This is a genomic window from Bradyrhizobium sp. WU425, assembly GCF_021052305.1.
Classification (GTDB): domain Bacteria; phylum Pseudomonadota; class Alphaproteobacteria; order Rhizobiales; family Xanthobacteraceae; genus Bradyrhizobium; species Bradyrhizobium canariense_D.
Window position 1 is genome coordinate 172,699 of sequence record NZ_CP088089.1, and the last position, 26,635, is coordinate 199,333.

Annotated in this window: 29 protein-coding genes and 1 pseudogene; 18 read left to right on the top strand and 12 right to left on the bottom strand. The window is 65.5% G+C overall.

Features of this window, described 5'->3' with window-relative positions:
• Positions 1-35: 35 nt before the first annotated feature.
• On the bottom strand, positions 36-1,124 hold the full coding sequence (gene hrcA, locus BcanWU425_RS00790; protein WP_007598483.1) for a heat-inducible transcriptional repressor HrcA: 1,089 nt from the start codon (positions 1,122-1,124) through the stop codon (positions 36-38).
• Between the two features lie 180 nt (positions 1,125-1,304).
• On the opposite strand from hrcA, the gene rph reads away from it, so the two are divergent.
• From rph to hemW, 3 genes are read left to right on the top strand one after another with little or no spacing between them, the layout of a single operon-like run.
• Entirely contained in the window at positions 1,305-2,018 is a 714-nt protein-coding gene (gene rph, locus BcanWU425_RS00795; protein WP_007598482.1) for a ribonuclease PH, read from the top strand.
• Between the two features lie 11 nt (positions 2,019-2,029).
• Positions 2,030-2,665: an RdgB/HAM1 family non-canonical purine NTP pyrophosphatase gene (gene rdgB / locus BcanWU425_RS00800; RefSeq protein WP_018459609.1), complete on the top strand. Its 636-nt coding sequence runs from the start codon at positions 2,030-2,032 to the stop codon at positions 2,663-2,665.
• Positions 2,652-3,806, top strand: coding sequence for a radical SAM family heme chaperone HemW (hemW, locus tag BcanWU425_RS00805; protein WP_018459610.1), 1,155 nt, complete (start codon positions 2,652-2,654; stop codon positions 3,804-3,806). Before rdgB ends, hemW begins: the two co-directional genes overlap by 14 nt.
• A 51-nt stretch (positions 3,807-3,857) precedes the next feature.
• Here hemW and BcanWU425_RS00810 read toward each other — a convergent pair whose 3' ends face one another.
• Entirely contained in the window at positions 3,858-5,111 is a 1,254-nt protein-coding gene (locus BcanWU425_RS00810; protein ID WP_026233852.1) for a penicillin-binding protein activator, read from the bottom strand.
• A gap of 345 nt (positions 5,112-5,456) precedes the next feature.
• On the opposite strand from BcanWU425_RS00810, the gene rsmI reads away from it, so the two are divergent.
• The 7 genes from rsmI to BcanWU425_RS00845 all read left to right on the top strand — a co-directional run bounded on the left by rsmI (position 5,457) and on the right by BcanWU425_RS00845 (position 12,523).
• Positions 5,457-6,407, top strand: a complete 951-nt coding sequence (gene rsmI / locus BcanWU425_RS00815; RefSeq protein ID WP_085359543.1) for a 16S rRNA (cytidine(1402)-2'-O)-methyltransferase — start codon at positions 5,457-5,459, stop codon at positions 6,405-6,407.
• A complete protein-coding gene (locus BcanWU425_RS00820; RefSeq protein ID WP_085349269.1) occupies positions 6,394-6,795 on the top strand; it encodes a YraN family protein in 402 nt (133 codons plus the stop codon). The genes rsmI and BcanWU425_RS00820 overlap by 14 nt, the downstream gene beginning before the upstream one ends.
• Positions 6,796-6,805: 10 nt before the next feature.
• Positions 6,806-7,750: a glutathione synthase gene (gshB, locus tag BcanWU425_RS00825; RefSeq protein ID WP_204512932.1), complete on the top strand. Its 945-nt coding sequence runs from the start codon at positions 6,806-6,808 to the stop codon at positions 7,748-7,750.
• A 363-nt stretch (positions 7,751-8,113) separates the two neighbouring features.
• A complete protein-coding gene (gene cpaB, locus BcanWU425_RS00830; protein ID WP_085349267.1) occupies positions 8,114-8,917 on the top strand; it encodes a Flp pilus assembly protein CpaB in 804 nt (267 codons plus the stop codon).
• Between the two features lie 10 nt (positions 8,918-8,927).
• Positions 8,928-10,445 (top strand): type II and III secretion system protein family protein, encoded by a 1,518-nt coding sequence (locus BcanWU425_RS00835; protein ID WP_026233853.1) that lies wholly within the window; start codon positions 8,928-8,930, stop codon positions 10,443-10,445.
• A 57-nt stretch (positions 10,446-10,502) separates the two neighbouring features.
• Positions 10,503-11,237 (top strand): CpaD family pilus assembly protein, encoded by a 735-nt coding sequence (locus BcanWU425_RS00840; RefSeq protein ID WP_204512931.1) that lies wholly within the window; start codon positions 10,503-10,505, stop codon positions 11,235-11,237.
• On the top strand, positions 11,234-12,523 hold the full coding sequence (locus BcanWU425_RS00845) for an AAA family ATPase (protein ID WP_085349264.1): 1,290 nt from the start codon (positions 11,234-11,236) through the stop codon (positions 12,521-12,523). Before BcanWU425_RS00840 ends, BcanWU425_RS00845 begins: the two co-directional genes overlap by 4 nt.
• A gap of 69 nt (positions 12,524-12,592) precedes the next feature.
• Here the strand turns inward: BcanWU425_RS00845 and BcanWU425_RS00850 are convergent, their stop codons facing one another.
• Both BcanWU425_RS00850 and BcanWU425_RS00855 read right to left on the bottom strand, forming a co-directional pair.
• Complete coding sequence (locus tag BcanWU425_RS00850) at positions 12,593-13,378, bottom strand: tetratricopeptide repeat protein (protein ID WP_204512930.1); 786 nt, start codon at positions 13,376-13,378, stop codon at positions 12,593-12,595.
• Positions 13,379-13,458: 80 nt separating this feature from the next.
• Positions 13,459-13,704, bottom strand: coding sequence for a PilZ domain-containing protein (locus tag BcanWU425_RS00855; protein WP_007598461.1), 246 nt, complete (start codon positions 13,702-13,704; stop codon positions 13,459-13,461).
• Between the two features lie 228 nt (positions 13,705-13,932).
• On the opposite strand from BcanWU425_RS00855, the gene BcanWU425_RS00860 reads away from it, so the two are divergent.
• From BcanWU425_RS00860 to BcanWU425_RS00880, 5 genes and pseudogenes are all read left to right on the top strand, one after another.
• On the top strand, positions 13,933-15,471 hold the full coding sequence (locus BcanWU425_RS00860) for a YifB family Mg chelatase-like AAA ATPase (RefSeq protein ID WP_204512929.1): 1,539 nt from the start codon (positions 13,933-13,935) through the stop codon (positions 15,469-15,471).
• Between the two features lie 55 nt (positions 15,472-15,526).
• Positions 15,527-15,868, top strand: coding sequence for a hypothetical protein (locus BcanWU425_RS00865; protein WP_204512928.1), 342 nt, complete (start codon positions 15,527-15,529; stop codon positions 15,866-15,868).
• A gap of 119 nt (positions 15,869-15,987) precedes the next feature.
• Positions 15,988-16,455, top strand: coding sequence for a hypothetical protein (locus tag BcanWU425_RS00870; RefSeq protein WP_204512927.1), 468 nt, complete (start codon positions 15,988-15,990; stop codon positions 16,453-16,455).
• A gap of 140 nt (positions 16,456-16,595) precedes the next feature.
• The gene (locus BcanWU425_RS00875; RefSeq protein WP_204514031.1) at positions 16,596-18,821 is read left to right on the top strand and encodes a PAS domain-containing hybrid sensor histidine kinase/response regulator; all 2,226 of its coding nucleotides are present in this window, start codon (positions 16,596-16,598) and stop codon (positions 18,819-18,821) included.
• Between the two features lie 101 nt (positions 18,822-18,922).
• Positions 18,923-19,550 (top strand): annotated as a pseudogene (locus BcanWU425_RS00880) (histidine phosphatase family protein).
• An 84-nt stretch (positions 19,551-19,634) separates the two neighbouring features.
• Here BcanWU425_RS00880 and BcanWU425_RS00885 read toward each other — a convergent pair.
• The 8 genes from BcanWU425_RS00885 to hisB all read right to left on the bottom strand — a co-directional run bounded on the left by BcanWU425_RS00885 (position 19,635) and on the right by hisB (position 24,743).
• The gene (locus BcanWU425_RS00885; RefSeq protein WP_018459625.1) at positions 19,635-19,874 is read right to left on the bottom strand and encodes a hypothetical protein; all 240 of its coding nucleotides are present in this window, start codon (positions 19,872-19,874) and stop codon (positions 19,635-19,637) included.
• A gap of 106 nt (positions 19,875-19,980) precedes the next feature.
• Positions 19,981-20,937, bottom strand: a complete 957-nt coding sequence (gene coaA, locus BcanWU425_RS00890; RefSeq protein ID WP_007598451.1) for a type I pantothenate kinase — start codon at positions 20,935-20,937, stop codon at positions 19,981-19,983.
• A 20-nt stretch (positions 20,938-20,957) separates the two neighbouring features.
• Entirely contained in the window at positions 20,958-21,284 is a 327-nt protein-coding gene (locus tag BcanWU425_RS00895; protein ID WP_007598445.1) for a phosphoribosyl-ATP diphosphatase, read from the bottom strand.
• Positions 21,285-21,384: 100 nt separating this feature from the next.
• On the bottom strand, positions 21,385-22,161 hold the full coding sequence (gene hisF, locus BcanWU425_RS00900; RefSeq protein WP_204512926.1) for an imidazole glycerol phosphate synthase subunit HisF: 777 nt from the start codon (positions 22,159-22,161) through the stop codon (positions 21,385-21,387).
• A gap of 10 nt (positions 22,162-22,171) precedes the next feature.
• Positions 22,172-22,918, bottom strand: a complete 747-nt coding sequence (gene hisA, locus BcanWU425_RS00905) for a 1-(5-phosphoribosyl)-5-[(5-phosphoribosylamino)methylideneamino]imidazole-4-carboxamide isomerase (RefSeq protein WP_166517632.1) — start codon at positions 22,916-22,918, stop codon at positions 22,172-22,174.
• Entirely contained in the window at positions 22,906-23,556 is a 651-nt protein-coding gene (gene hisH, locus BcanWU425_RS00910; RefSeq protein ID WP_018459628.1) for an imidazole glycerol phosphate synthase subunit HisH, read from the bottom strand. Before hisH ends, hisA begins: the two co-directional genes overlap by 13 nt.
• Entirely contained in the window at positions 23,553-24,083 is a 531-nt protein-coding gene (locus BcanWU425_RS00915) for a DUF2628 domain-containing protein (protein ID WP_018459629.1), read from the bottom strand. The genes hisH and BcanWU425_RS00915 overlap by 4 nt, the downstream gene beginning before the upstream one ends.
• A gap of 66 nt (positions 24,084-24,149) precedes the next feature.
• Positions 24,150-24,743 carry an imidazoleglycerol-phosphate dehydratase HisB gene (gene hisB, locus BcanWU425_RS00920; protein WP_007604059.1) on the bottom strand — a complete coding sequence of 198 codons (594 nt, stop codon included), beginning with the start codon at positions 24,741-24,743 and terminating at the stop codon, positions 24,150-24,152.
• 189 nt (positions 24,744-24,932) lie between these two features.
• Between hisB and hslV the strand changes: the two genes are divergently transcribed.
• The 3 genes from hslV to BcanWU425_RS00935 are packed head-to-tail and all read left to right on the top strand — an operon-like array spanning position 24,933 to position 26,596.
• Entirely contained in the window at positions 24,933-25,493 is a 561-nt protein-coding gene (hslV, locus tag BcanWU425_RS00925; protein ID WP_018459630.1) for an ATP-dependent protease subunit HslV, read from the top strand.
• A 3-nt stretch (positions 25,494-25,496) separates the two neighbouring features.
• Entirely contained in the window at positions 25,497-25,982 is a 486-nt protein-coding gene (locus BcanWU425_RS00930; RefSeq protein ID WP_204512925.1) for a GNAT family N-acetyltransferase, read from the top strand.
• Entirely contained in the window at positions 25,979-26,596 is a 618-nt protein-coding gene (locus tag BcanWU425_RS00935; RefSeq protein ID WP_018459632.1) for a DUF2585 domain-containing protein, read from the top strand. The genes BcanWU425_RS00930 and BcanWU425_RS00935 overlap by 4 nt, the downstream gene beginning before the upstream one ends.
• The last annotated feature ends 39 nt before the right edge of the window (positions 26,597-26,635 follow it).

Consider the following 26,635-nt stretch of genomic DNA (forward strand, 5'->3'; position numbering starts at 1 on the left):
GAAAATCAAGCGCCCGTGATCGGCCCGGCCGCCGGTCAGCCCCCCAGGAGCCGGCTGACGATGCGGGCAGCGTAGTCCACGGTGGGGATCACGCGGGCATAATTCAGCCGCGTCGGCCCGATCACGCCCAAAACGCCGACGATATGGCCGGCGGCGTCCCGATAGGGCGAGATGATGGTGGACGAACCCGACAGCGAGAACAGCTTGTTCTCACTGCCGATGAAGATCCGCACGCCTTCCGCGGTTTCGGCCCGGCCGAGCAGGTCGATCACGCCGCGCTTGGTCTCGAGATCGTCGAACAGCAGGCGAACGCGCTCGAGATCCTCCAGCGCATGCAAATCCTCGAGCAGATTGGCGTGGCCGCGGACGATGAGCTGGCGATCCTCGTTCTCGCCGCCGGACCAGCTGGCGATGCCGGCCGAGATCACCTTGTGCGTCAGCTGATCGAGCTCGGTGCGCGCCTCTCCGAGCGCGGTCTCGAGCTCCAGCCGCGCCTCGGCCAGGGTCCGGCCCCGAATGCGGGCATTGAGGAAGTTGCCGGCTTCGGTCAACGCCGAGGATGGAACTCCCGGCGGCAGCGTCAACACGCGATTTTCGACCTGCCCGTCCTCGCCGACCAGGATCACCAATGCCTTTTCCGGTTCCAAGCGGACGAATTCGATATGTTTCAGCCGCGCATTGGATTTCGGCGTCAGCACGACCGCGGCCGCGCGGGTCAGGCCGGAGAGCCGCGTCAATGCCTCCTCGAGCGCAGCCTCCACCGATTGCGCGTGGCCGACGGAGGTCAACTGGCTCTGGATCGCCTGCCGTTCACTGTCATTGAGGTCGCCGACCTGCATCAGGGCATCGACGAAGAACCGCAGGCCGAGTTCCGTCGGCAATCGGCCGGCGGAGGTGTGCGGGGCGTAGATCAGGCCGAGCTGTTCCAGATCGGCCATGACGTTGCGGACCGAGGCGGGCGACAGCGGCATGGCAATCAGGCGCGAAATATTGCGCGAGCCCACCGGCTCCCCGGTCGCGAGATAGCTTTCGACGATTTGACGAAAGATGTCGCGGGAACGCTCGTTGAGCTGGGCGAGGCCCGCGCGCGGCGCGATCAGATGGATCGGATCGTGATGGGCCACAGACGGTAACTCCTCTAAGACACAGGTAATTTGTCTATCCCGGATGCTTCTGACAAGCGTGGCGTTGGCGGATTGGAAATCGGGGGTGAAGAAGGCCTCGATCTTCCCCCTTGCCGCCCACCCTCACCCCCCTACAAGCACCGCCAACAGCCCTTTTCCGAGAGTTTTGGAGGATTTCCCATGCGGCCAAGCCGCCGTGCGCCCGACGAATTGCGCCCCGTGACGCTGGAGCGCGGCGTGGTCAAATATGCGGAAGGCTCGTGCCTGGTGAAATTCGGCGACACCCACGTGCTGGTCACCGCCACGCTGGAAGACCGCCTGCCGCCATGGCTGAAGGGCCAGGGCCGCGGCTGGGTCACCGCCGAATACGGCATGCTGCCGCGCGCGACCTCGGAACGCACCCGCCGCGAGGCCTCCGCCGGAAAGCAGAGCGGCCGCACCGTCGAAATCCAGCGCCTGATCGGCCGCTCGCTTCGCACCATCATCAATCTCGAAGCGCTCGGTGAGCGCCAGATCACGGTCGATTGCGACGTGCTCCAGGCCGACGGCGGCACCCGCACCGCCTCGATCACCGGTGCCTGGGTCGCGCTCGCCGATTGCGTCAGCTGGATGAAGGCGCGCAACATGGTCAAGGCCAATGTGTTGCGCGACAACGTCGCCGCGATCTCCTGCGGCATCTACAAGGGCACGCCCGTGCTCGACCTCGACTATGCCGAGGACTCCGAAGCCGACACCGACGCCAATTTCGTCATGACCGGCGATGGCCGCATCATCGAGGTCCAGGGCACCGCGGAACGCGAGCCATTCACGGAAGCCGAGTTCCTGGCGTTGATGGCGCTGGCGCGCAAGGGCGTCGCGCGTCTCGTGGACTTGCAGAAACTGGCGGTAGCGTAGTCAATAGCCCGATGCACCGCCGAATCACCGGAAAGCTGGTTATCGCGACCCATAATCCCGGCAAGCTCGCCGAGATGAAGGAGCTACTCGCGCCTTACGGCATCGAAGCAGTGTCGGCCGGCGAGCTCGGCCTTCCCGAGCCGGAAGAAACCGGAAACGATTTCCGCAGCAATGCCGCGATCAAGGCGATCGCGGCGGCGCAGGCAACGAAGCTGCCGTCTTTCGCCGATGATTCCGGCATCGTGGTCGACGCGCTCGACGGCGCGCCCGGCATCTACTCGGCGCGCTGGGCCGGCCCGAACAAGGATTTTGCCGCAGCGATGGCGCAGATCGAGCGTCTGTTGCAGGAGCGCGGCGCGACCACGCCGGCCAAACGCAAGGCGCACTTCGTTTCCGCGCTCTGCGTTGCATGGCCCGACGATCATCTCGAAGAGGTCGAGGGGCGCGTCGACGGCACGCTGGTGTGGCCGCCGCGCGGCACCGCCGGCTTCGGCTACGACCCGATGTTTTTGCCCGACGGCCATAGCCGCACCTTCGGCGAGATGGAGAGCATCGAGAAGCACGGCCTGCCGCCGCTCGGTCTCGGCCTGTCGCATCGTGCCCGCGCCTTCGTGAAACTGGCGGAGATCTGCCTTGAGCCGCGCTAAGGAAGCCTTCGGCGTCTACGTGCACTGGCCGTTCTGCCTGTCGAAGTGCCCCTATTGCGACTTCAACAGCCACGTTCGCCACGCCCCGATCGACGAGCCGCGGTTTGCGTCAGCATTCGCGCGCGAAATCGCTGCGACCGCCGAGCGCGCGCCCGGACGCGAAGTCACCTCGATCTTTCTCGGCGGCGGTACGCCCTCGCTCATGCAGCCTGCAACCGTCGGCGCTGTGCTCGACGCCATCGGCAAGCACTGGACCGTGGCGAAAGACGTCGAAGTCACGCTGGAGGCAAACCCGACCAGCGTCGAGGCTACGCGCTTCGCCGGCTATCGCGCCGCCGGCGTCAACCGCGTCTCGCTCGGCGTGCAGGCGCTCGACGATGCCTCGCTGAAAGCGCTCGGCCGCATGCACAGCGCGCGCGAGGCCCTCGATGCCGTCGCTATCGCGCGCCGCTCGTTCGATCGCTATTCGTTCGACCTGATCTACGCCCGTCCCGACCAGACGCCCGCGATGTGGGCCGATGAATTGCGTCTCGCGATCGGCGAGGCGGCCGAGCATCTGTCGCTCTATCAATTGACGATCGAAGAAGGCACGCCGTTCTTCGGCCTACATCAAGCCGGCAAGCTGAAGACGCCGGATGAAGCGGTCGCACGCGCGCTCTACGACGTCACGCAGGAGACCTGCGACAGGCTCGGCCTGCCCGCCTACGAGATTTCAAATCACGCGCGGCGCGGCGCCGAGTGCCGGCACAATCTGGTCTACTGGCGCGGCGAAGAATATGCCGGCATCGGCCCCGGCGCCCATGGCCGCCTCGACATCGACGGTATCAGGCACGCGACCGCCACCGAGAAGCGCCCCGAAGCCTGGCTGATGCGGGTCGAGACCAACGGCCACGGCGTCGTCACCGACGATCTCCTCAACAGCGAAGAGCGCGCCGACGAATTCCTGCTTATGGGATTGCGCCTCGCCGAGGGCATCGACCCCGAGCGTTACAAAGCGCTCTCCGGCCGCTCACTCGATCCCAAGCGCATCACGCTGCTGAGCGAAGAAGGTGCAATCACGGTGGATGCAACGGGACGGCTGCGCGTGACGAGCAGCGGTTTTCCGGTGCTGGACGCGGTGGTCGCGGATCTCGCGGCGTAAAGTCTCTCCATCGTCGTCCTGGCGAAAGCCAGGACGACGTCGAGGAAACAGCTACGCCCCAAAGCTCTTCGGCGAGCCCGCGACCGCAACGCCGCCGCCGGTCGTGACCTTCATCACCGCCAAGCCCCGCTCATTGGTGCCGTCGGCGCGAAAGCGGAACAGGCCGTCGATGCCGGCAAAGCCGGAGGGATTGGTGAGCACGTCCGACGAAAAGCGCGTCGTGCCCTGCGTACGCGCCAGCGCGGCCACCAGGGCGACCGCATCATAGGCAAGCGTGGCGGTGCGCACGGGCTCGGCGCCATATTTGGTGCGATAGCGGCCGGAGAAGGCGCGGAAGCCGGCCGGGTCCGGCGCGGCGTAGAGGCCGCCTTGCAAGTTGGAGCTGGCATAGACGCGCGGACTGTCCCACAGGCCGGTGCCGAGCAGCTGGATATTGCGCAGATTCGCACCCGCCGCGCTCATCGCATCGGCGACCGAGACGACGGCGTCGCCATCATCGGCGATGAACAGCGCATCGGCGCTGCCGAGCTGCTGCGCCACGGTCCGGGCCGGCGTGGCGCGATCGGCGCCGTATTTCTCGAACGCGACGATGCGCCCTCCGCGGCGCGGCACCGCCGCCTTCACCGCGGCCTCGACCACATTGCCATAGGCATTGTCGGGCACGAGCACGGCGACGGAGCGCTTCCCGATGCTGGCGGAATATTCGACGATGCGGTTGACGTCGGACTCCGGCAGGAAGCTCAGCAGATAGACACCGCGGCCGGCGATGCTGGAATCGGTCGAGAACGCCATCACCGGGATGCCGCGCGTGCGCGCGATCTGCGCCACCGCAGGCACCGACTGCGCGAATAGCGGCCCCAGGATGATCTCGGCGCCCTCATCGACCGCCTGCTGCGCACTGGCCTGCGCGCCCTGCGGGCTGCCATTGTCGTCCTTGATCAGGAGCTGGATGTTGGGATTCTGGAACTCGGCCAGCGCCATCTCGGCGGCGTTGCGCATCGACTGCGCGGCAAGGCCGGCATTGCCAGATGCCGACAACGGCAGGATCACGGCAACCTTCACCCCGCCGGTGCCGGCGGTCGTCGCCTGTTGCGGCGGGCCGGCCGGCTGGGCCGGAGGCGGGGAGGAACTGCTGAACGGATTGGAGAACTGGCTCAGGCTCTGCTGCACGCCGGCGCAGGCCGACAGCAGCGGCGCGCCGAGCAACAGACCGAGCGCGCTTCGCCGCGTCGCCCCTGACATCAGGGGCCCCTGAACGGGAGACTCCTCCGAAAAGGAGGATCTGGGATCACGTGGGCCCGTCATGACAGTTTCTCTTCCGACCGACCGTCGCCAGCCGGTCACGACATTCTTTCCACGACACCGGCCATGGATTCAGGCATATTGTCGGCAAATAGTTAACTCAAACAAAAGGATAATGCCCGCTTAACGCGGCTTCCTCTCAAGTTCTGGCTAGCTGTCCGCCGTCCGTCACCCAGCATCAAGGCGGCGTTTCCGCCGCGAATATGGCGCTGACGCTTCATTCCCTGGGGAATGTGATGCCGAATGGATCACATTCCAGTCCTGCCTCGCCCCTTGCCTCGCCCAGGCACGATCTTTTTCCGGGGACCGGTTCCCAGCCCCGGGGATCATGCCTAAGTTCGTCTGATTATGCGCGCAAAGCCGTCCCCGACAAACACACCTGAGACGACGGAGGCCGCCTCGCGCGGTTTCTCCGTCGACGCCCATCGCCTTGTCGCGCCGAAGGCCGCGCCTGGCCTGCACCTGGTCGCGACCCCCATCGGCAATCTCGGTGACATCACGCTGCGGGCGCTGCAGACCCTCGCCGGGGTCGATGTCATCGCCTGCGAGGACACCCGCATCACGCGGCGTCTGACCGAGCGCTACGACATCTCCGCGCAGCTCAAGCAATACCACGAGCACAACGCGGAAGCGGCCCGTCCGAAGATCCTGGAGCGGCTTTCGCAGGGTGGTTCGATCGCGCTGGTGTCGGATGCCGGCACGCCGTTGATCTCGGACCCCGGCTACAAGCTGGTGCGCGAGGTCTGCGCCGCCGGCCACGCGGTCTACGCGCTGCCCGGCCCGTCCTCGGTGCTGGCGGCGCTATCGGTCGCAGCGCTGCCGACCGACCGCTTCTTCTTCGAAGGCTTTCTGCCTTCGAAATCCGCCGCGCGAAAGTCGCGCCTGGCCGAGCTTGCGCGCATCGATGCGACGCTGGTGATGTTCGATTCCGGCAACCGCGTGCAGGACACGCTCGCCGAGCTCGCCGAGATCATGGGGACCCGGGAAGCCGCGATCTGCCGCGAGCTGACCAAACTGCACGAGCAGATTTCGCGCGCGACGCTGCGTGAGCTGGCGCGCGATGCCGATACGCTGGAGACGCGCGGCGAATTCGTGCTGGTGATCGCTCCACCTGCGGCGGATGCCGGGATGCTGACATCGGACGCGCTCGACGACCTTCTGCGCGAGCAGCTCGCCGCGAACAGCGTCAAGGATGCGGTGGCGCATGCGGTCGCGCTCTCGGGCCGGCCGCGCCGCGAGGTCTATGCCCGCGCGCTCGAGCTTGCCAAAGATCTGCGGGGCGGCGATGGCGAAGAATGAGGCCCCGGCGGAACCGAAAATCGCCTCGCCCGAGCGCGTCGCCGCGTTTCGCACCGGCATCTCCGCGGAAAGCCGCGCCGCGGCCTATCTCATGGCCAAGGGCTACCGCATCCTCGCCAAACGTTACCGCACGCCGCATGGCGAGATCGACATCGTGGCGCGCCGCCGCAATTTGATCGCCTTCGTCGAGGTCAAGGCGCGCGCGACGCTGGACGACGCCGCCTTCGCCGTGACGCCGCGCCAGCAGCAGCGCATCATCGATGCCGCGCAAGGCTGGCTCGTCGCGCATCCCGAGCATGCGGAATTTGAGATGCGATTCGATGCCATGCTGATTGCGCCGAAACGACTTCCACGCCATGTGTTGGCGGCATTCGACGCCTCGACCTGAAAGGCAGACCATGAAACTGAACGTCGCCGTCCAGATGGACCCCATCGCCCGCATCAACATCAAGGGCGATTCCACCTTTGCGCTGCTCCTGGAGGCGCAGAAGCGCGGCCATGGTCTGTCCTATTACACGCCCGACAAGCTCTCGATGGTCGGCGAGGAGATCGTCGCTCCGGTTCAGCTGCTCACCGTGCGCGACGAGCCCGGCAATCATTTCACCCTGGGCGAACCCAGGCGCGAGGCGCTCAACAGCTTCGACGTGGTGTTGCTGCGCCAGGATCCGCCGTTCGACCTCGCCTACATCACCTCGACGCACCTTCTCGAACGCATCCATCCGAAGACACTCGTCGTCAATGACCCCGCATCGGTGCGCAACGCGCCGGAAAAGCTGTTCGTGATGAACTTCCCGCAGCTGATGCCGCCGACGCTGATCTCGCGCGATCTCGACGAGATCAACGCGTTTCGCGACAGGCACGGCGCCGTCGTCATGAAGCCGCTGCACGGCCATGGCGGCGCTGCGGTGTTCCGCGTGATGCCGCAGGACATGAATTTCGGCTCGCTGTTCGACATGTTCTCCGTGACGTTCAAGGAAGCCTGGGTAATCCAGCAGTTCATCCCCGAGGTAAAGCACGGCGACAAGCGCATCATCCTGATCAATGGCGAGTTCGCCGGCGCGGTGAATCGCGTGCCGGCCACGGACGACCTCCGCTCCAACATGGTGCGCGGCGGCGCAGCGCAGGAGACCGAGCTCACGCCGCGCGAGCGCGAGATCTGCGCTACCGTCGGCCCGGCGCTCCGCGAGCGCGGGCTGTTGTTCGTCGGCATCGACGTCATCAACGGCAACCTCACCGAGATCAACGTGACCTCGCCGACCGGCATCCGCGCCATCGCGCGGCTCGGCGGACCGGACGTTGCCGCAAAGCTCTGGGACGTGATCGAGCAAAAGCGCGCGAAGTAGCCGCCGGCCCGTAGCCCGGATGGAGCGCAGCGAAATCCGGGATGCCACATCATGTTCAGCGGCCCCGGATTGCGCTTCGCTCCATCCAGGCTACGTAATGCATGCGCGGCATCACCCCACACACCACTAACCACCCATTCACCATGACGCCGCGCGCATCATTCGAACGCAGTGGCCGCACTGCGTGAAACTACGGGGCCGGTGGCCGACCGGCTAACGCGACGTTCACCATCTGCCGAAAGACCACAGCGCGGCCGTCGATCACATTCGGCCTCGCAACACCGCTTATACTTTTGCTGCCTACTCATCGACACGGGGACCCGCCAGGTGCGGTTCGAGTACCCTGCGTAAGAGTAGAAGCGTATGAACACCGCACGCATTATCGTTCTCGTCATCGCGCTGGGCGCCGGCGGCGTCGCTGCGTATCTGGCGAGCGGCTATGACAATAAGCCCGCGCCCGTTCTCCCCGTCGCCGAGAAGCTGCCGACGGTCGAGGTCCTGGTCGCCAAGAACGACATTCAGCTCGGTCAAGCCGTGAAGCCCGAGGACCTGCAATGGCAGCTCTGGCCGGCCGCGACCGCGAGCAGCGCCTTCATCCGCCGCGACAACAGGCCCGAGGCGCAGATCCAGATTGCAGGCTCGATCGCACGCGTGCCGTTGATGCAGGGCGAGCCAATCCGCGAGCAGAAGCTGGTCAGGGCCGACGGCTCCGGCTTCATGGCCGCGATCCTGCCGTCGGGCATGCGCGCCGTCTCCACCGAGATTTCAGCCGAGACTGCCGCCGGCGGCTTCATCCTGCCGAATGACCGCGTCGACATCATGCTGACCCGCCGCCTGAAGAATCCTGACGGGGCCGCCGGTAACGACCTCATCCTATCCGAAGCGATCCTGACCAATATCCGCGTGCTCGCGATCGACCAGGCGCCGAAGGAAAAGGACGGCCAGAACGCCGTGGTCGGCAGGACCGTCACGCTCGAGCTTAAACCCGACCAGGTCGCCGCGCTATCGGCAGCGCGCCAGGGCGGCACGCTGACACTCGCGCTGCGCAGCATCGTCGATGCCAACTCGGTCGACAGCACGCCCGAGGACCAGGCGAGCAAGCGGTCCGGCGGGGTCAACGTGATCCGCTACGGCGTACAGGCGCGGCAACTGACGTCACAGAAGTGATGGGGACATGATGAACTACGGGGATGATCGGACGGGCATGCGCATTCGGGGGAATCGCGCGCGCTCGTTCTGGACGGGGACGATGCTGACCCTGGGGCTCCTCGCAGCCCCCGATGTCGTCAGCGCCGCAGATGCGCCGGTCGGCGACCAGGCGCCGATGCAGGCAGCCGATCTCGATGTTTCGCCGGTCGGGACGATCGCGCCGGCGAAGACGCGCTTCCTGTCGCTCGGCGTCGGCAAGTCCGCCGTCATCGACCTGCCGCGCGACGTCAAGGACGTGCTGGTCGCCGATCCCAAGATCGCCAATGCCGTGATCCGCTCGGCCCAACGCGCCTATATCATCGGCGGACAGGTCGGCCAGACCAACGTCGTGTTCTTCGCCGCCGACGGCCAGCAGGTCGCCGCCTACGATATCGCGGTGAAGCGCGATCTCAACGGCATGCGCACGGCGCTGCGCCAGTCGCTGCCGGGCGTGCAGATCGAAGGCGTCGGCGACAGCGTGATGCTGACAGGCTCGGTGTCGAGCCCGGTCGAGGCCCAGCAGGCCGGCGACGTCGCCGCGAAACTGGTCGGCGGCTCCGACAAGGTGGTCAATAACATCATCGTGCGCGGCCGCGACCAGGTGATGCTCAAGGTCGTCGTCGGCGAAGTGCGCCGCGATATCGTCAAGCAGTTGGGCGTCGATCTCAGCGCCAGTCTGAACGCCGGCACCGCGGTGGTGAACTTCAACAATTCCAACCCGTTCTCGGTCAGCGGCGGACCGATCGTCAGCAACAACGGATTAGGTGTCGCCGGTCTCACCAAAGGCTTCGCGACCGTCAGCGCCACGATGCGCGCGATGGAAAGTGCCGGTGTCATGCGCACGCTCGCCGAGCCGAGCCTGACCGCGATCTCCGGCGAATCCGCCACCTTCATCGCCGGCGGCGAATTCCCCATTCCCTCGGGCTATGCCTGCGATCCCGTCACCCACGTTTGCACCACCCAGATCACCTACAAGAAGTTCGGCATCTCCCTGAACTTCACCCCGGTCGTGCTGAGCGAGGGACGGATCAGCCTGCGGGTGATGACCGAGGTGTCCGAGCTGTCGAACCAAAGCGCCATCACGGTGACCCAGGCGCTGTCGTCGAGCTCGACCAACTCGATCACCATCCCCTCGATCCAGACCCGTCGCGCCGAAACGACGCTGGAAATTCCCTCGGGCGGTTCGATGGCCATGGCCGGCCTGATCCAGCAGCAGACCAAACAGGCGATCAACGGCCTGCCCGGCGTCGACCAGGTACCGATCATCGGCGCGCTGTTCCGCAGCCAGGACTTCGTCAACAACGAGACCGAGCTGATGGTGATCGTGACGCCTTATGTGGTGCGCGCGGTGGCTCAGAAGGAACTGTCCCGGCCCGACGACGGCTTCGCCCCGGCGTCTGACGCCCAGACGGCGCTGCTCGGTCGCATGAACCGCCTCTATGGCGTCGCGCGCCGCGTCGATCCGATCGCGGGCACGCCCGGCGATTTCGGCTTCATCATCGACTGACGACGAACGGACAGCCTGAGGAACGGGGCAAGAGACGGGGCACGAGGGGATGAAGCGATGACGAAGACCATGGCCGATCGACGTCGCGGGTTGAGCGTCGCGCTGGCACTGACGGGGCTCTCCGTCATGCTGGGCGCCTGCAACACCACCGGCGAGATCGTCACCCAGACGGTGCCGACCGACTATCGCCAGCGTCACCCGATCGCGGTCGAGGAAGCCAAGAAGTCGATCGTGATATTCGTCGGCAAGGCTCGCGGCGGCCTCTCGGCCGCGCAGCACGCGGACGTCGCCGGCATTGCCCGGGACTGGGTGCGCGAAGGCACCGGCTCGGTCGTGGTCGACGTCCCGGTCAACGCGGCGAATTCGCGCGCGGCGGCGGCGACCTATCACGAGATCCGTTCCGTGCTCGCATCCGTCGGCGTGCCATCGCGTGCCATCGTCCAGCATCCCTATCAGCCCGAGGATCCAGGGCTGCTGCCCACCATCCGCCTGAGCTATTCCCGGATCGCCGCGGTCGCCGGCCCCTGCGGGCTGTGGCCGGAAGATATCGGCCCCTCCATCCTCGACCCCGGCTACAACGAGAACCGGCCCTATTTCAATCTGGGCTGCGCCAGCCAGCGCAACCTCGCGGCCATGATCGACAATCCGGCCGACCTGGAGCAGCCGCGGTCCGAGACGCCGGTCTATAACGCACGGCGTGACATGGCCTTCGAGCGCTATCGCAAGGGCACGCCGATCGCGAGCAGCAATCCAGACGCCGACAAGGCCAAACTCAGCGATACAGGCAGATGACACGCGTCCACGACGAAGAAGCGGACGATCCGCAGCACCCCGAGGAACACATTGCGCCGGTTCCTCGCATCTCCGTGCAAGCCTTTTGCGAGACCGAGCAGACGCTCGCCGCGGTGACCGCGGCCGGGCAGGATCGCCGTCTCGCCAAGGCGCATCTCACGGCCAAGGACGGTGGCCTCGCGGCGGCAATCGAAGTCTATGAAACGATGCCGACGCCGAACGTCATCGTGATCGAATCCGACGGCACCCGCGACATCCTCGAGGGCCTCGACGACCTCGCCGGCGTCTGCGATCCCGGCACCCGTGTGGTCGTGATCGGCAATCCCAACGACACCGCGCCCTATCGCGAGTTGGTCCGCCGCGGCGTCAACGACTATGTGGTGGGACCGGTCGAAACGCTCGACGTCGTCCGCTCGATCTGCAGCCTGTTCTCGGCGTCCGAAACCATCATCACCGGCCGCGTCATCGCGGTGGTCGGGGCCAAGGGCGGTGTCGGTGCCTCCACCGTCGCGCACAATGTGGCCTGGACCATCGCCCGCGACCTCGCGCTCGATTCCGTCGTGATCGATCTCGACCTCGCCTTCGGCACCGCGGGTCTCGACTACAACCAGGACCCGGTGCAAGGCATCGCCAATGCGGTGCTGTCGCAGGATCGGCCGGACACGGCCCTGATAGAGCGTCTGCTCTCCAAATGCACCGAGCGTCTCAGCCTGCTTGCTGCGCCCGCCACCCTTGACCGCGTCTACGATTTCGGCGCGGAGGCCTTTGACGCGGTGTTCGACACGCTGCGCATGACCACGCCCTGCATCGTGCTCGATGTTCCCCATCAATGGTCGGGCTGGACCCGTCGCGCGCTGGTCAACGCGGACGACATCGTCATCGTGGCCGAGCCCGATCTTGCGAACCTGCGCAACACCAAGAACATGCTGAACGTCTTGAAGGCGGCGCGGCCGAACGACCGGCCGCCGCTCTACTGCATCAACCAGGTCGGCATGCCCAAGCGGGCGGAGATCGAGGTCAAGGCCTTCGCCAAGACCATGGAGAGCCAGCCGATCGCGGTGATCCCGTTCGATTCGAAGCTGTTCTCGACCGCGGCCAACAACGGCCAGATGATCGCGGAGGTCTCCAAGAGCCACCGCACCACCGAGCTGTTCCAGAACATGGCGAACCGCCTCGCCGGGCGGGGCGAAGTGAAGAAGCCGAAGCGCTCGCTGCTCGGGCCGCTGCTGAAGAAGCTGAAGGGCAGGTCGGGTCGCGGGTCAGCCCCGCATCGCAAGGCATCCTGAGCAAGGCGTTCTGAGCAAGGCGTTCGGACCAAGGCTTCCTGACACGGCATCCTGACGCGCGCGAGCGAGTTACTTCTCCGCCCGCTGCTGCTTCTTCACCAGCAACTGCCGCAGCGCCGTGACCTTGGCCGCCGCCTGATCCGGCGGCAGGTCCGCCTTCACGATGGCTTCGGCCTCGGCCTGCTTTCCTTCGAGTCCCAGCACGAGCGCGAGATTGGCGCGCACCCGGAGATCGGCGGGATTGCGCTCGTGCGCCCGGCGCATCGTTTCCTCTGCCCGCGGCAGATTGTTCTGCAGCATGTAGGACAGTCCGAGATTGGACAGCACCGACGGCTCGTCCGGCACGATCTTCAGCGCGGCGGCGTAATATTGCTGCGCCTCCTCGTTGCGACCGAGCTGATCGAGCGCGGCGCCTTGCGCCGACAGGATATGCCAGTCGGGATCCTCGGGCGAATGCGCGCGGCCGAGGACGTCGAACGCCTGCTGGAAACTGCCGCTGTCGGCGAGCGCACGGCCGTAGCCGGCGAGCAGCGCCTTGTTGCTGGAATGGGCGAGCACGGCCTGCTCCAGCACCGCGAGCGCCTGCGCGCGCTGGCCGGTCTGGCGCAACGCCTTGCCGTATTCGAGCGCGACGTTGGGATCGCCAGGCTTGGCGCGATAGCGCTCGCGCAGCGCATCCATGTCCGGCTTCACGTCCGGCTTGGCCTCGGCCCTGCCAGCCGTGTCCGACTTTCCGCCGAGCGCGCCGGTGATGTCCTCGATGCCGGTTGTCTGACAGCCGCCGAGGGCCAGGATCAGAAGCGCGGAAAACAGATATCTCGCCGGAAGAGAGGCGACGGACAAACGCTTGGACATACTCTGATCACTCGGCGACTGATCAGAGATGCTTACCGATTAACGCTAAAGTCCCGTTAAGGCGGGGCGCTTCCGAAAGCTCAGTCGGTGAATTCAGCGCCGAACTCGCAGCCGATGCGCCAGCGCAGGCGGCACTGCCGGGAATAGTCGGGCGCGAAGATGATGGTGAATTGCGGCGGCACTTCCAGAAATTCCGCCACGACTTTCACGCCGCCATCCGAAATATCCGTGATCGTGCAGTCCCGCGGCAGCGAACCCGCGCCAAAATGAATCTTGGCGAGCCGCGTGCACATCCGTCGTTCGCTTCTCCGGCGATTTGCAAGCATTTGAATTGTTCACCCGTTAGACCACGGCCCATCCCGCACCCCTAAGAGTAGCGGACATTCGTTGGAATGTGCTGAGCAGAGCAGCTTGCATTCGAGGCGTAGTGTCTTCGTCGTGTTTACGATTGGTTAGGACCTTCCGGCGCCCCTCGACGCGTTCCTGTATTGTTCTTGCAAGAATTGGCCCGCTCTGCTACCCCTAATTGTGCAAAAGGGCAGGCTGGTTCGGGCATGGTTCAGCGGGTTTCTACCGTCGCCTTTGAGGGGATCGAGGCCCGCGCGGTCGACGTGCAGGTGCAGGTCGCGCCCGGTCTGCCGGCCTTCGCGATCGTCGGTCTCCCGGACAAGGCGGTGTCGGAGGCGCGCGAGCGGGTCCGCTCGGCGCTGATCGCCTCGGGGCTGGCGCTGCCGGCGCGGCGGATCACCGTCAATCTCGCGCCCGCCGATTTGCCCAAGGAGGGCAGCCATTATGACCTGCCGATCGCGCTCGGCCTGATGGGGGCGATCGGCGCGATCCCTCCGGATGCGCTGACCGGCTTCACCGTTCTGGGCGAGCTTGGCCTCGACGGATCGATCGCGCCGGTGGCCGGTGTTCTTCCCGCGGCGATTGGGGCCAATGTGCGGGAGGAGGGGCTGATCTGTCCGGCGGCTTGCGGCTCGGAAGCGGCATGGGCGAGCCCGGACATCCAGATCATCGCCGCAAGTTCGCTGATCCAGATAGCCAACCATTTCAAGGGAACGCAGGTGCTGTCGCGGCCTGTGCCGAAGGTGCATGAAGCAGCAAGCTCGCCGCTCGACCTGCGCGACATCAAGGGCCAGGAGAGCGCCAAGCGGGCGCTGGAGATCGCGGCCGCCGGCGGCCATCACCTGCTGATGATCGGCGCGCCCGGCGCCGGCAAATCGATGCTGGCGGCACGCCTGCCCTCGATCCTGCCGCCGCTGTCACCGGGCGAGTTGCTCGAGGTCTCGATGATCGCCTCTGTTGCCGGCGAGATCGAGGGCGGCGCACTGACGGCGCGGCGGCCGTTTCGCTCGCCGCATCATTCCGCCAGCATGGCTGCGCTCACCGGCGGCGGCATGCGCGCCCGGCCCGGCGAGATCTCGCTCGCGCATCAGGGCGTGCTGTTCCTCGACGAGCTCCCCGAATTCGATCCGCGCGTGCTGGATTCGCTGCGCCAGCCGCTGGAGAACGGCGAGGTCTCGGTGTCCCGCGCCAATCACCGCGTCACCTATCCCGCACGCTTCATGCTGGTCGCGGCGATGAATCCCTGCCGCTGCGGCAATGCGTTCGAGCCCGGCTATGCCTGCAAGCGCGGCCGCATCGATCGCTGCACGGGCGACTACCAGGCCCGCATCTCGGGGCCGCTGATGGACCGCATCGATTTGCGCATCGAGGTTCCCGCAGTGACCGCGGCCGATTTGATCCTGCCGCCGCCCGCAGAGGGCTCGGCCGAAGTCGCCGCGCGCGTGGCCGCCGCGCGCGACATCCAGCTGGCACGGTACGCGAATGCCGGCCTGCCGAAGGTTCGCACCAATGCCGAAGCGCCGGCCTCGGTGCTGGAGGAGATCGCCAAGCCGGATGCGCAAGGCCAGAAGCTGCTGCGCGACGCCGCCGAGACCATGCGGCTGTCGGCGCGCGGCTATCACCGCGTGCTGCGGGTGGCGCGCACGCTGGCCGATCTCGATCATGCCGACAGGATCGGCCGGCTGCATCTCGCCGAGGCCTTGTCCTACCGCGCACTCGCGGAGGATGTGCGCCAGATCGCCTGACCGATACGCCCGCGGCATCTTCCTGACGAACAGCACGTTCCCCGAGAGTGAAGCTATGACCGACGCCAATGCCTGCACCATCAGATTTGTTCGTGCGTCCCAATATGCTGATTGGCTGAGGTCATACGAGCTGTGGGTCAACGGGACCAGCGTTGGGAAGCTTGCGCGCAACGGCGTGTTGGAGATCACGCTGCCGGCCGGCGCCTGCACGATCGAGGCGAGCATTGATTGGGGCAGGAGCCAGCCGCTCGTCGTTCGCACCACTCCCGGCCAAACCGTCGAGATCGAGGTCAGGAACAGGTGGGGTGCCTGGGCGGCGCTGTGGGCGATCAGCTTCGGCAAGAACAGCTATTTGGTTCTCACTGAAGTTGAGCGAAAAACGAACAGAAGCGCCTAACCGACTGAGATCCTCATCCCCGGACACCGGCATCAACCCGGCGGTAACGAGTTTCCTTTACGCTCTGCAAACCATAAGGCCCATCAGTTCCCCGTACCGGGCCCGGCGAGTAGCGTGCCATGTTGCGTTTCAAGATCCTGGCGTCGGTTGTTCCCCTGTTGGCGGCCGCGGTGTTTACCCGAAGCGAGATCGGATCGGTCTCGCATCCCTGCATCGCCCTCGGCGACACCTCGGTCGAGCTGACGTCGCTGTTCTGGACCGCCGGCGTGCATGTCGCCTTCACCGATGATCCCGCGCGCGCCACGGTGCGGGTTCAGATCACCGGGGATGCGGACGCGGCCGACTTCGCCGTCGTCGACGACGGCCTCGGCTCGGAATCGGAGTCCTGCCAGGCCAACCCCTCGACTCGCCTGATCTCGATTGCCGCGCAGCCCGTCGACGGCGGTCAGGTGATCTATCTCTCCACCGAGGGGCCGGCGGATTACCGTGTCTATGTGCGCTCGAAAACCTTCTCGCAGCGCGAGGCGGCGGCGCTGATCGTCGGCGCCCGCGGCGGCCACCGCCGTCTCCAGGCCGCCTCGCTTTGAGCCGCGTCGCTTTGCGCCGTTAACGCCTCGTCAACCCTGTTTGGAGGCGGTCGCAGGGCCTCAAACTGTTCGCAAGGTCGGCGGCACATCGTCGTTTACAGCGAGCGTAGCGTTTTATGAAAACAGTCGGGTCGGTGGCGATGGGTCGGACGTTCCGGATCAAGGTGCGCATGCGCCGCTTCAGGCGACAGCACCCCCGAATCGCCTTTGCGATCCGCTCCTTCATGATCTTCTCGGCGACCTTCGGCGGCGCCTATGGGTTTGTCTCCGGCAGCCGGTCCGAGACGTCCGGCTACGATCCCAATGCGTTTGCGATCGGCGTCAGCTTCCTGTTCGCGCTCGCCTGCCTCGGCCTCGCCACGCTCAGCATGCGCCTGCGCTTCGTCAACAAGCGGATGCGGGCGCTGGCTGCCCACAACGAAACGCTGATCGACCGCAATTGGGAGCTGAAGGAAGCGGAAGAACGCGCCCGCAACCTGTTCGAACAGCAGGGCGATCTGATCGTGCTGCGCGACACAAATGGCTGCATCACCTTCGCCAACGACGCCTATTGCGCGCTTGCCGGACAGGCGCGCGGCGCGCTGGTCGGCACGCGCTTTGATTTCGCCGTGCTGGAGCAGGGCGACAGCGCTCGCGAGAGCAACGGCACGCGGATTCACGACCAGAAGATCGCAACCCCGCTCGGCGCGCGCTGGATCGCCTGGCGCGAAGGCTATGTCCGCCTCGACGCCGGCCAGCCCGCCGAATTGCAGAGCGTCGGACGCGACGTCACCGACCGCACCGAGACCGAGCGCGCGCTGTCCGACGCCCGCGATCAGGCCGACGCCGCCAACCGGGCCAAATCGCGCTTCCTGGCGATGGCCTCGCACGAGATCCGCACGCCGCTGAACGGCATCATCGGCATGGGCGGGCTGCTGCTCGACACCACGCTAACGCCGGAGCAGTCGACCTACGCCAGGGCCGTGAAGACCTCCGGCGAAGCGCTGATGGCGCTGATCGAGGAGCTGCTCGACTATTCCAAGATCGAAGCCGGCAAGCTCGACCTCGAGCAGCGACCCTTCGCGCTCTCGGCCCTGATCGAGGACATCACCGAGCTGCTCGCGCCGCGCGCGCAGGCGAAGCAGCTCGAGATCGCCGCCTATGTCGACGAGCGGCTGCCGCTCGAAGTGGTCGGCGACGCCGCGCGGCTGCGCCAGGTGCTGCTCAACCTCGCCGGCAACGGCATCAAGTTCACTGCGAGCGGCGGCGTCGCGCTGATCGTCGAGCCCGGCATCTGGCCGAACGAGATCAGTTTTCTGGTGCGCGACACCGGCATCGGCATCGCAGCCGACGCGCAACAGCGCATCTTCCGCGAATTCGAGCAGGCCGACGAACGCGTCGCCCGCACCTATGGCGGCACCGGCCTCGGTCTCGCCATTAGCGAGCGCATCGTCAAGCGCATGGGCGGCCGCATCACGCTCACGAGCGAGCCGGGCAAGGGTTCGACCTTCGAGGTCGCGATTCCGCTCGCGCCAGCGCACGCTGGCGCAGAACAGACGGCGTTCCCCGGTCCCGATCTCACCGGCAAGTCGATCCTGCTGATCGCCGACGGCATCGAGGCCTCCTTGATCGCGCGCCGGCTGGAGCGCTGGGGCGGCCAGACCTGCATGGTGACGGACGTCGCCGTGGCGGAAGCGCTGCTGCCGGAACGCTCATGGCATTCGGTCCTGATCGATCGCGCGCTCGGCGCTGCCACCGCCGACCGCCTCGGCGAAGCCGCACGCAGTCATGCGACGCAACGCCTCGTGCTGCTGACGTCCGGCTCGCGCCACGAGAAACTTTCGCCGGCCTTCACGGGCTTCCTGGTGAAGCCGCTGCGCGCGGCCTCGCTCGCCGCACGCCTCACGCTACCCCCGGAGGTCGCCTCGCCCGATCTCGCGCCGGAGCCCTCGGCCCCATCCACCGCCGCGGTACCGGCGAAAGGCCTGTCGGTTCTCGTCGCCGAGGACAACGAGATCAACGCGCTGTTGATGCGCTCGCTGCTGACGAAACTCGGCCACCGCGTCGTCATCGCGATCAATGGCGAGGCCGCGCTGGAATCCTGGCTCGGCGCGGCATCGGCCGGCACGCCCTATGATCTCGTGCTGATGGACATCCAGATGCCGCAGCTTGACGGCATCGAAACGACAAAACGAATCCGTGCGCATGAGGCAGCTAGAGGCGGCCATCACACGCCGATCCTCGCGCTCACCGCCAATACGCTGGTGGAAGATCGCTACGCCTGCTTTGAAGCGGGCATGAACGGGTTTCTGATCAAGCCGCTCGATCGCGAGAAGCTGGAAGAGGCGCTGGCCGGACTGGCGGCGGCGCGGCAGCTCGCGGTTTGATTCGGATTTCATAGGAACCTGATCTCGGCCGGTAATCGACAATTGAAATCGACCGCGTCGCACGTCACCATCCTCTGGGGCATTTAAACAGAGGATTTCGCATGAACGTGCTTTGCCGCCTCGCTTTCGTGATTCTTCTCTGTGGTTCCACTCAAGCCGCCGCGGCCGATAGCTCGCAACTGATCGCCTCGCTCAAGCAAGGCGGCTACGTGCTGGTGTTTCGCCACACCGCTACCGACGACAGCCAAAAGGATGTCTACCCTTTCAAATTCGACGACATGAGCGCCCAGCGTCAGCTCAGTGAAAAGGGCCGGGACATGGCGCGCCAGATCGGGACGGCCATCAAGGAACTCGCGATCCCGATCGGCGACGTCTACACCAGCCGGCTGAACCGCGCGATCGAGGCCGGCAGACTGATCTCCGGCCGCGAGATCAAGCCGGTCGACGCATTGACGGACAGCAGTAACGCGAGTGCGTCGGGCATGGCAAATCCGACCGGTGCAAATGCAAAGGCGGGCCAGGCCGTGCGGCAGCTCGTCGATGCGCCGCCCAAGGCCGGCACCAACCTTCCTGGTCACCCACAAGACCAACATCGCCGATGCCTTCGGCAAGGATGCCGGGGACGCTCAGGAAGGCGAAGCTTTCGTCTACCGGGCAAGCACCACCGGTGCGGCGGCTTTCGCAGGACGCATCAAGCCTGCGGATTGGATCGCGAAGGCAGGCAAGTGAGCCACCTGCCGGCGACGCACGTCAGCTTGGGTGCGGAGCAGGCCGGGCGCTCGGCATCACTGCGCGCTCCGACGGGATGAACCGTTATGCGGCATAAGCCATAAACCGCGGCGCAGACAGCTTGTCATGCGGCGCCTGGCCTCCCCTGAACATGGTGTCTACCTGGGCGGCGCGCTTGCAATGCGGACACACGAAGAGATGCGCGATGATCGGGGTCGGCTCGTCCGCGAGCAGTTCGGAGCGGAACCACTTCATCTCGATATGGCAGTCCGGGCAGGTCGGTGCTTCGAGATGCTCGGCGGCGCTTCTGAGACGATCAACCATGGGGCCCGTTTGCGTTTCCGAAAGCCATAACCAAATACCCCTCGCCGGTCTGCAACAAAAGATACTCAGCCCGAAATTTGACAAAGGGCGCCGTCCATCAAGGCTGCTACAGCCGCCTGAGCGCCACGCTCGCCACCGTGTGATCGGCGCCCTTCTTCAGGATCAGGGTCGCGCGGGGACGGGTCGGCAGGATGTTGTCCTCGAGATTGGCGAGGTTGGTGCGTTCCCAGATCGCGATCGCGGTGGCGGTGGCTTCCTCGTCCGACAACAGCGCGTAGCGGTTGAAGTAGGATTTTGGATTGGTGAACGCGGTGTCGCGCAGCGACAGGAAGCGCCTGATGTACCACTGCCGCAGCGCGGCCTCGTCGGCGTCGATATAGACCGAGAAATCGAAGAAGTCGGAGACCACGGGCACGGCCTTGCCGTCACGCGGCAGCTTGCCGGTCTGCAGCACGTTGACGCCCTCGACGATCAGGATGTCGGGCTGGTCGATCTCGGCCCACTGGTTCGGCACAATGTCGTAGGTCAAATGCGAATAGACCGGCGCGCGCACATGGCGGCGGCCGGCCTTGATGTCCGAGAGGAAGCTGAGCAGCAGCGGCAGGTCGTAGCTCTCCGGAAAACCCTTCTTCTGCATGATGCCCTGCCGCTCCAGCACGGCGTTGGGATACAGAAATCCGTCGGTGGTGATCAGCTCGACCTTGGGACGCGGCGACCAGCGCGCCAGCAGCGCCTGAAGCACGCGGGCCGTGGTGGATTTTCCAACCGCGACCGAACCGGCGACGCCGATGATGTAGGGCATCTTGCGGTCGCGGATATTGAGAAACTGGCGCTCCGCGTAATAGAGCCGCTGCATCGCATCGACATAGATCGACAGCAGGCGCGACAGTGGCAGGTAGATGTCCTCGACCTCCTGCAAGTCGAGGCGGTCGTGCAGCGAGCGTAGCCGGTCGAACTCGCCCGGCTCCAGCGTCATCGGCGTGTCGTCGCGCAGTCGCGACCACTCCTCGCGCGTATAGACGCGGTACGGATTATACTGCTGCTCGGGTGCGCGGATATCCATGACGCGACTCTCCACCTCGGCTAGCTGCCGCCCTTACGCGACGCCTTTTCTTCCAACCCTGACATATTGGTCCGCTTGTCCAATGCGGCCTCGACCTCTTCCAGCTTTACGCCGCGGGCCTTGAGCAGCACAAGGAAATGATAGAGCAGGTCGGCGCCTTCGGCGATCAGATGCGCGCGATCGTTTTCGACTGCTGCGATTACGGTTTCGACTGCCTCCTCACCGAACTTTTTGGCGCAATGTTCGGCGCCCTTGTCGAGGAGCTTGCGGGTATAGGACGCCTCGCCACCCGCTGCCGCGCGGGCGTCGATGGTCTCGGCCAGATCGTGGATGGTGAAACGCGGCATACAAATACTCGGAAAACGCGCCTTGGCCGATGATTGGCCGGTTTCTGACGGGATAAGCCGGTTCCCGCCGATGATTTAGCATTTTTAGGAACGGGAGTCGTCAGGCATCGAGGCGCATGGGCAGCCCGCGCCGGGACATGTGCTCCTTGGCTTCGCGGATGGTGAATTCCCCGAAATGGAAGATCGAGGCGGCCAGCACGGCGGTGGCGTGGCCGTCGCGAATACCGTCGACGAGGTGGTCGAGATTGCCGACGCCGCCCGAGGCGATCACAGGAACGGGAATGCTGTCGGCGATCGCCCGGGTCAGCGGGATGTCAAAACCCTGCCGTGTGCCGTCGCGGTCCATCGAGGTGAGCAGGATTTCACCGGCGCCGAGCGAGACCACCTCCTGGGCATATTCGACGGCATCGATGCCGGTCGAGTTGCGGCCGCCATGGGTGAAGATCTCCCAGCGCTCTCCGCCACCGGCGCGCTTGACCCGCTTTGCGTCGATCGCGACCACCACGCACTGCCCGCCGAATTTCTCGGCGGCTTCCTTGACGAACTCGCGCCGTGACACCGCGGCGCTGTTGATCGAGACCTTGTCGGCGCCCGCGCGCAGCAGGGTCTTGATGTCGTTCACCTCGCGCACGCCGCCGCCGACGGTGAGGGGCATGAAGCAGGCTTCCGCAGTGCGCCGGACCACGTCCAGCATGATGCCGCGATTCTCATGGGTCGCGGTGATGTCGAGGAAGGTGAGCTCGTCGGCGCCGGCGGCGTCATAGGCGATCGCCGCTTCGACGGGGTCACCGGCATCGCGCAAATCGACGAAGTTGACGCCCTTGACGACCCGGCCGTCCTTGACGTCGAGGCAGGGGATCACGCGCACCTTGAACATCGGAGGTCTCCTAGGCAGCGCCTGCGTTGCGGATCAGGGCGAGGGCGGAAGCGGGATCGAGTCGGCCGTCATAGAGCGCGCGGCCGGCGATCGCGCCGGCGAGCTTTTTCGCGCGCGGCGTCAGCATCGCCTTGACGTCCTCGATCGAGGCGAGGCCGCCGGAGGCGATCACGGGAATCGAGATCGCATCCGCCAGCGCAATGGTCGCATCGAGATTCAAGCCTTTGAGCAGGCCGTCGCGCGCGATGTCGGTGAAGATGATGGCGGCAACGCCGGCATCCTCGAAACGCCGTGCGATCTCCAGCACCGTCACCTGCGAGGTCTCGGCCCAGCCTTCGACCGCGACCTTGCCGTCACGTGCATCGAGCCCGACCGCGACGCGGCCGGGGAATTTCCTGGCGGCAGCCTTCACCAATTCGGGGTCGCGCACCGCGGCGGTGCCGATGATGACGCGGGTGATGCCCTTTTCGAGCCAGGCTTCGACAGTCGCGAGATCGCGAATGCCGCCACCGAGCTGCACCGGAATCGTGATCGTCTTCAGCATCGCCTCGACGGCCTGCGCGTTCACAGGCTTCCCGGCAAACGCGCCGTCGAGGTCGACGACGTGGAGATACTCAAAGCCTTGCGCGACGAAGCTCGCCGCCTGCGCAGCGGGATTGAGGTTGAACACGGTCGCGCGCGCCATGTCGCCCTGTTCGAGGCGCACGCATTGGCCGTTCTTGAGGTCGATCGCGGGAAAGAGAATCACGGTTTCCATCGCAAAAAATTCGAGATCAGGGCGAGGCCGAAGCGCTGGCTCTTCTCGGGGTGAAACTGCGTCCCGATCGCGGTGTCCTTGCCGACGATCGCGGTGACGGGCCCGCCGTAATCGGCGCGCGCGAGCACGTCCGCCTCGTTGGTGGCGTTGAGGTGGTAGGAGTGCACGAAATAAGCGTGCTGGCCCTTGGGGCCGAGCGGCAGCCTGTCCAGCACCGGATGCTCGCGCAGCACATCGAGCGTATTCCATCCCATGTGCGGGATCTTCAGCCTCTCGTCGTTCGGCGTGATCTTCTCGACGTCGCCGCCGATCCAGTTCAGCCCTTGCGTGATCACATGCTCCTTGCCGCGGGTGGCGAACAGCTGCATGCCGACGCAGATGCCGAACATCGGCCGCGCCTTGACGCGCACCGCTTCGGTGATCGCCTCGACCATGCCGTTGACGGCATCGAGCCCGCGCCGGCAATCAGCGAAGGCACCGACGCCCGGCAGTACCAGACGGTCGGCGCTGTAGGCCTGGTCTGGATCGCTGGTGACGAACACCTTTTGCGGGTTGTCCATGCCGCGCGCGGCGCGCTCGAACGCCTTGGCGGCCGAATGCAGATTGCCGGAACCGTAATCGATGATGGCGACGCTCATCTTGACCCTCCCGGTTCTGGAAACAAACCAATGATGCCACCTGCCGGCATTGGCGGCGGGTTGGAGAATTGCTGACCCGGCACGTTGCGGGTCGGCGGCGGGCCACCGCGATCGACGGCCCATTGATCGTTGACGATGCCGCGCTGCTTCTGGCTCCAGCGCTCGAAGAAGCGGCGCTCGGCGGTGTCCTCGTCGTCGGAAATCACCACGTCGAGCTGTCGCCATTTACCGCGCGAGAGCGTCCAGCGGCGCAGGCTGGAGGCCTCGAATCCCATCAGCAGCGCGACGATGATGTCGGCGAAAAAGATCGACGAACGGCCGACACCGAGGCTGGACAGCCCGACGTTGAAGGCGGCAACGAAGATCACCCAGCCGATCAGCGCCAGCCACAGCCGATTCCACAGCAGCCAGAGCGGTCCGAAGATCATCGCCCAGAAATGGAAGCCGTCGCGCACGAAGACGAACTTGTCGGTCGCGCGCAGATCGGATCCTGCGGGGGAGGGAGCATGAACTGTGTAGACGGACATGGCGATGCCCCGTTCCCTAGGAATTCAGTGATACCGCAAACGGCGCGGGCCGCGGGCCGAAAGATGTCAGCCGCCGAGCGAGCCCTTGGTGGACGGGATTTCGCCCACCGCCTTCGGATCGATCGCGACGGCGGTGCGCAGCGCCCGTGCCAGACCCTTGAAGCAGGACTCGGCGATATGGTGGCTGTTATCGCCATATAGGGTCTCGACGTGAAGAGTCACGCCGGCGTTCATGGCGAAGGCCTGGAACCACTCGCGCACCAATTCGGTGTCGAACTCGCCGATCTTGTCGCGGGGGAAGTCGACCTTGAACACCAGGACCGGGCGGCCCGAGATGTCGATGACCACGCGTGACAGCGTCTCGTCCATGGGCATGTGCACGCCGGCATAGCGGGTGATGCCCGCCATGTTGCCGAGCGCCTGCTTGACGGCCTGGCCGAGCGCGATGCCGGTGTCTTCGGTGGTATGGTGATGATCGATGTGCAAATCGCCGACCGCCTTGACCGTGAGGTCAATGCGGGAATGGCGGGCGAGGAGATCGAGCATATGGTCGAAAAAGCCGATGCCGGTCGCGATATTGGACACGCCGGAGCCATCGAGGTTCACGGTGACCTCGATGTCGGTTTCCTTGGTCTTGCGCTTGATCGTCGCGGTGCGCATCAAAACACGCTTCCATCCTAGTTCGGGCCGAAAACGCCGGTCTTTTAACAGCCAAATGACGCCTTCGCTACTGCGGCAACGGCTGGCCGGGCCTCTACTTCTGCCTATGGTGAGCAAATTGGGCCCGGAGCGGCCCGTTGTGCCCCCGCTCCCGACCGCCTAAATCAGCCCGGTCAACGAGGATCATTCATGCAGGACTCCCCAAACAGCTCGCCGGGCTGGCACGGCACCACTATTTTGACGGTCCGCAAGGGCGGCAAGGTGGTGGTCGGCGGCGACGGCCAGGTCTCGATCGGCCAGACCGTGATCAAGCACAACGCCAGGAAGGTCCGGAAACTCGGCAAGGGCGACGTCATCGGCGGCTTTGCCGGCGCCACCGCCGACGCCTTCACGCTGTTCGAGCGTCTGGAAGCCAAACTCGAGCAATATCCGGGGCAATTGACCCGGGCCGCCGTCGAGCTCGCCAAGGACTGGCGCACCGACCGTTATTTGCGGCGGCTGGAGGCCATGATGATCGTCGCCGACAAGGACGTCTCCCTGGTGCTGACAGGCACCGGCGACGTGTTGGAGCCCGAAGCCGGCGTCATGGCGATCGGCTCCGGCGGGAATTACGCGCTGGCGGCCGCCCGCGCCCTACTCGACACCGACAAGGACGCCGAGACCATCGTCCGCCGCTCCCTCGACATCGCCGCCGATATCTGCGTCTACACCAACCGCAATGTGACCATCGAAGCGCTGTCGGCCGGGTAGGCCATGGCCCTCGCCTACACCTTCCGCCCGATGACCGCGGCCGTTCTGCCGCTGATTCGGCGATGGCTGGGCGAAGCGCATGTGCGGGAATGGTGGGGCGATCCGGACGAGCAGTTCGCGCTCGTGAGCGGCGATCTCGGCGAGCCGGCAATGGACCAGTTCATCGTGTTGGCCGAAGGCAAGCCGTTCGGCTATCTTCAATGCTACCGCCTGACCGCCTGGAATACGGGTGTTGGGCCGCAACCGGAGGCCACCCCTGGCATCGATCAGTTCATCGGCGAAAGCGACATGATCGCGCGCGGGCACGGTTCGGCATTCATCCGGCAATTCGCCGACGCGCAGTTGCGGCAGGGCCTGCCGCGCATCGTCACTGATCCTGATCCGCTCAACGCGCGCGCCGTGCGCGCCTATGAGAAGGCCGGCTTTGTCCGCGACCGCATGGTCGAGACGCCCGACGGGCCCGCACTCCTGATGGTGCGCGAGCCATGACGCTGGCAACCACGCATGAGAGCAAGGCCGCGTTTCCGCCGCTCGCCTGGGTCGGCATCGCGCTGCTGCTGCTGGCGATGCAGGCCTCGATCCTGCTTGCGATGGGCCGGGTGCCGATCTGCACCTGCGGCTATGTCAAGCTGTGGCATGGCGTGGTGAACAGCTCGGAGAATTCGCAGCACATCGCCGACTGGTACACCTTCTCGCACATCCTGCACGGCTTCCTGTTTTACGGGCTGACCTGGCTGCTGTTCGCGCGGCTGCCGTTCGTGTCTCTGTCCTGGCCCGCCCGCCTGATCATCGCCATTCTGATCGAAGGTGCCTGGGAGATCGTCGAGAACTCGCCCTTCATCATCGAACGCTACCGCGCCGGCACGATCTCGCTGGATTATTTCGGCGACAGCATCGTCAATTCGATCTCTGACAATTTGTCCATGATGCTGGGCTTCCTCGTAGCGCGCCTGCTGCCTGTATCAGTGACCATCCTGCTTGGGCTCGCCTTCGAAATCATGCTGGCGCTGCATATTCGCGACAATCTGACGCTCAATATCCTGATGCTGATCCATCCGATCGAGGCCGTGAAACTATGGCAATCGGGTCCGCCGATCATCTGACGGCCAAAAAAAGCGGCTTGTCCCGCCCCGCATCTGATC

Bases quoted from the DNA above. Each gene is read 5' to 3' on its own strand.
- hisH (WP_018459628.1), bottom strand. From the start codon at position 23,556: ATGAGCGTCGCCATCATCGATTACGGTTCCGGCAATCTGCATTCGGCC.
- coaA (WP_007598451.1), bottom strand. From the start codon at position 20,937: ATGGATATCCGCGCACCCGAGCAGCAGTATAATCCGTACCGCGTCTAT.
- BcanWU425_RS00935 (WP_018459632.1), top strand. From the start codon at position 25,979: ATGACGCTGGCAACCACGCATGAGAGCAAGGCCGCGTTTCCGCCGCTC.
- BcanWU425_RS00870 (WP_204512927.1), top strand. From the start codon at position 15,988: ATGTTGCGTTTCAAGATCCTGGCGTCGGTTGTTCCCCTGTTGGCGGCC.
- rdgB (WP_018459609.1), top strand. From the start codon at position 2,030: ATGCACCGCCGAATCACCGGAAAGCTGGTTATCGCGACCCATAATCCC.
- BcanWU425_RS00845 (WP_085349264.1), top strand. From the start codon at position 11,234: ATGACACGCGTCCACGACGAAGAAGCGGACGATCCGCAGCACCCCGAG.
- hisF (WP_204512926.1), bottom strand. From the start codon at position 22,161: ATGTTCAAGGTGCGCGTGATCCCCTGCCTCGACGTCAAGGACGGCCGG.
- BcanWU425_RS00855 (WP_007598461.1), bottom strand. From the start codon at position 13,704: ATGCTTGCAAATCGCCGGAGAAGCGAACGACGGATGTGCACGCGGCTC.
- BcanWU425_RS00835 (WP_026233853.1), top strand. From the start codon at position 8,928: ATGAACTACGGGGATGATCGGACGGGCATGCGCATTCGGGGGAATCGC.
- BcanWU425_RS00915 (WP_018459629.1), bottom strand. From the start codon at position 24,083: ATGTCCGTCTACACAGTTCATGCTCCCTCCCCCGCAGGATCCGATCTG.
- BcanWU425_RS00930 (WP_204512925.1), top strand. From the start codon at position 25,497: ATGGCCCTCGCCTACACCTTCCGCCCGATGACCGCGGCCGTTCTGCCG.
- BcanWU425_RS00860 (WP_204512929.1), top strand. From the start codon at position 13,933: ATGGTTCAGCGGGTTTCTACCGTCGCCTTTGAGGGGATCGAGGCCCGC.
- BcanWU425_RS00885 (WP_018459625.1), bottom strand. From the start codon at position 19,874: ATGGTTGATCGTCTCAGAAGCGCCGCCGAGCATCTCGAAGCACCGACC.
- BcanWU425_RS00895 (WP_007598445.1), bottom strand. From the start codon at position 21,284: ATGCCGCGTTTCACCATCCACGATCTGGCCGAGACCATCGACGCCCGC.
- cpaB (WP_085349267.1), top strand. From the start codon at position 8,114: ATGAACACCGCACGCATTATCGTTCTCGTCATCGCGCTGGGCGCCGGC.
- rph (WP_007598482.1), top strand. From the start codon at position 1,305: ATGCGGCCAAGCCGCCGTGCGCCCGACGAATTGCGCCCCGTGACGCTG.
- BcanWU425_RS00850 (WP_204512930.1), bottom strand. From the start codon at position 13,378: ATGTCCAAGCGTTTGTCCGTCGCCTCTCTTCCGGCGAGATATCTGTTT.
- hslV (WP_018459630.1), top strand. From the start codon at position 24,933: ATGCAGGACTCCCCAAACAGCTCGCCGGGCTGGCACGGCACCACTATT.
- BcanWU425_RS00840 (WP_204512931.1), top strand. From the start codon at position 10,503: ATGACGAAGACCATGGCCGATCGACGTCGCGGGTTGAGCGTCGCGCTG.
- BcanWU425_RS00820 (WP_085349269.1), top strand. From the start codon at position 6,394: ATGGCGAAGAATGAGGCCCCGGCGGAACCGAAAATCGCCTCGCCCGAG.
- gshB (WP_204512932.1), top strand. From the start codon at position 6,806: ATGAAACTGAACGTCGCCGTCCAGATGGACCCCATCGCCCGCATCAAC.
- BcanWU425_RS00810 (WP_026233852.1), bottom strand. From the start codon at position 5,111: ATGACGGGCCCACGTGATCCCAGATCCTCCTTTTCGGAGGAGTCTCCC.
- BcanWU425_RS00865 (WP_204512928.1), top strand. From the start codon at position 15,527: ATGACCGACGCCAATGCCTGCACCATCAGATTTGTTCGTGCGTCCCAA.
- rsmI (WP_085359543.1), top strand. From the start codon at position 5,457: ATGCGCGCAAAGCCGTCCCCGACAAACACACCTGAGACGACGGAGGCC.
- BcanWU425_RS00875 (WP_204514031.1), top strand. From the start codon at position 16,596: ATGGGTCGGACGTTCCGGATCAAGGTGCGCATGCGCCGCTTCAGGCGA.
- hisB (WP_007604059.1), bottom strand. From the start codon at position 24,743: ATGCGCACCGCGACGATCAAGCGCAAGACCAAGGAAACCGACATCGAG.
- hisA (WP_166517632.1), bottom strand. From the start codon at position 22,918: ATGGAAACCGTGATTCTCTTTCCCGCGATCGACCTCAAGAACGGCCAA.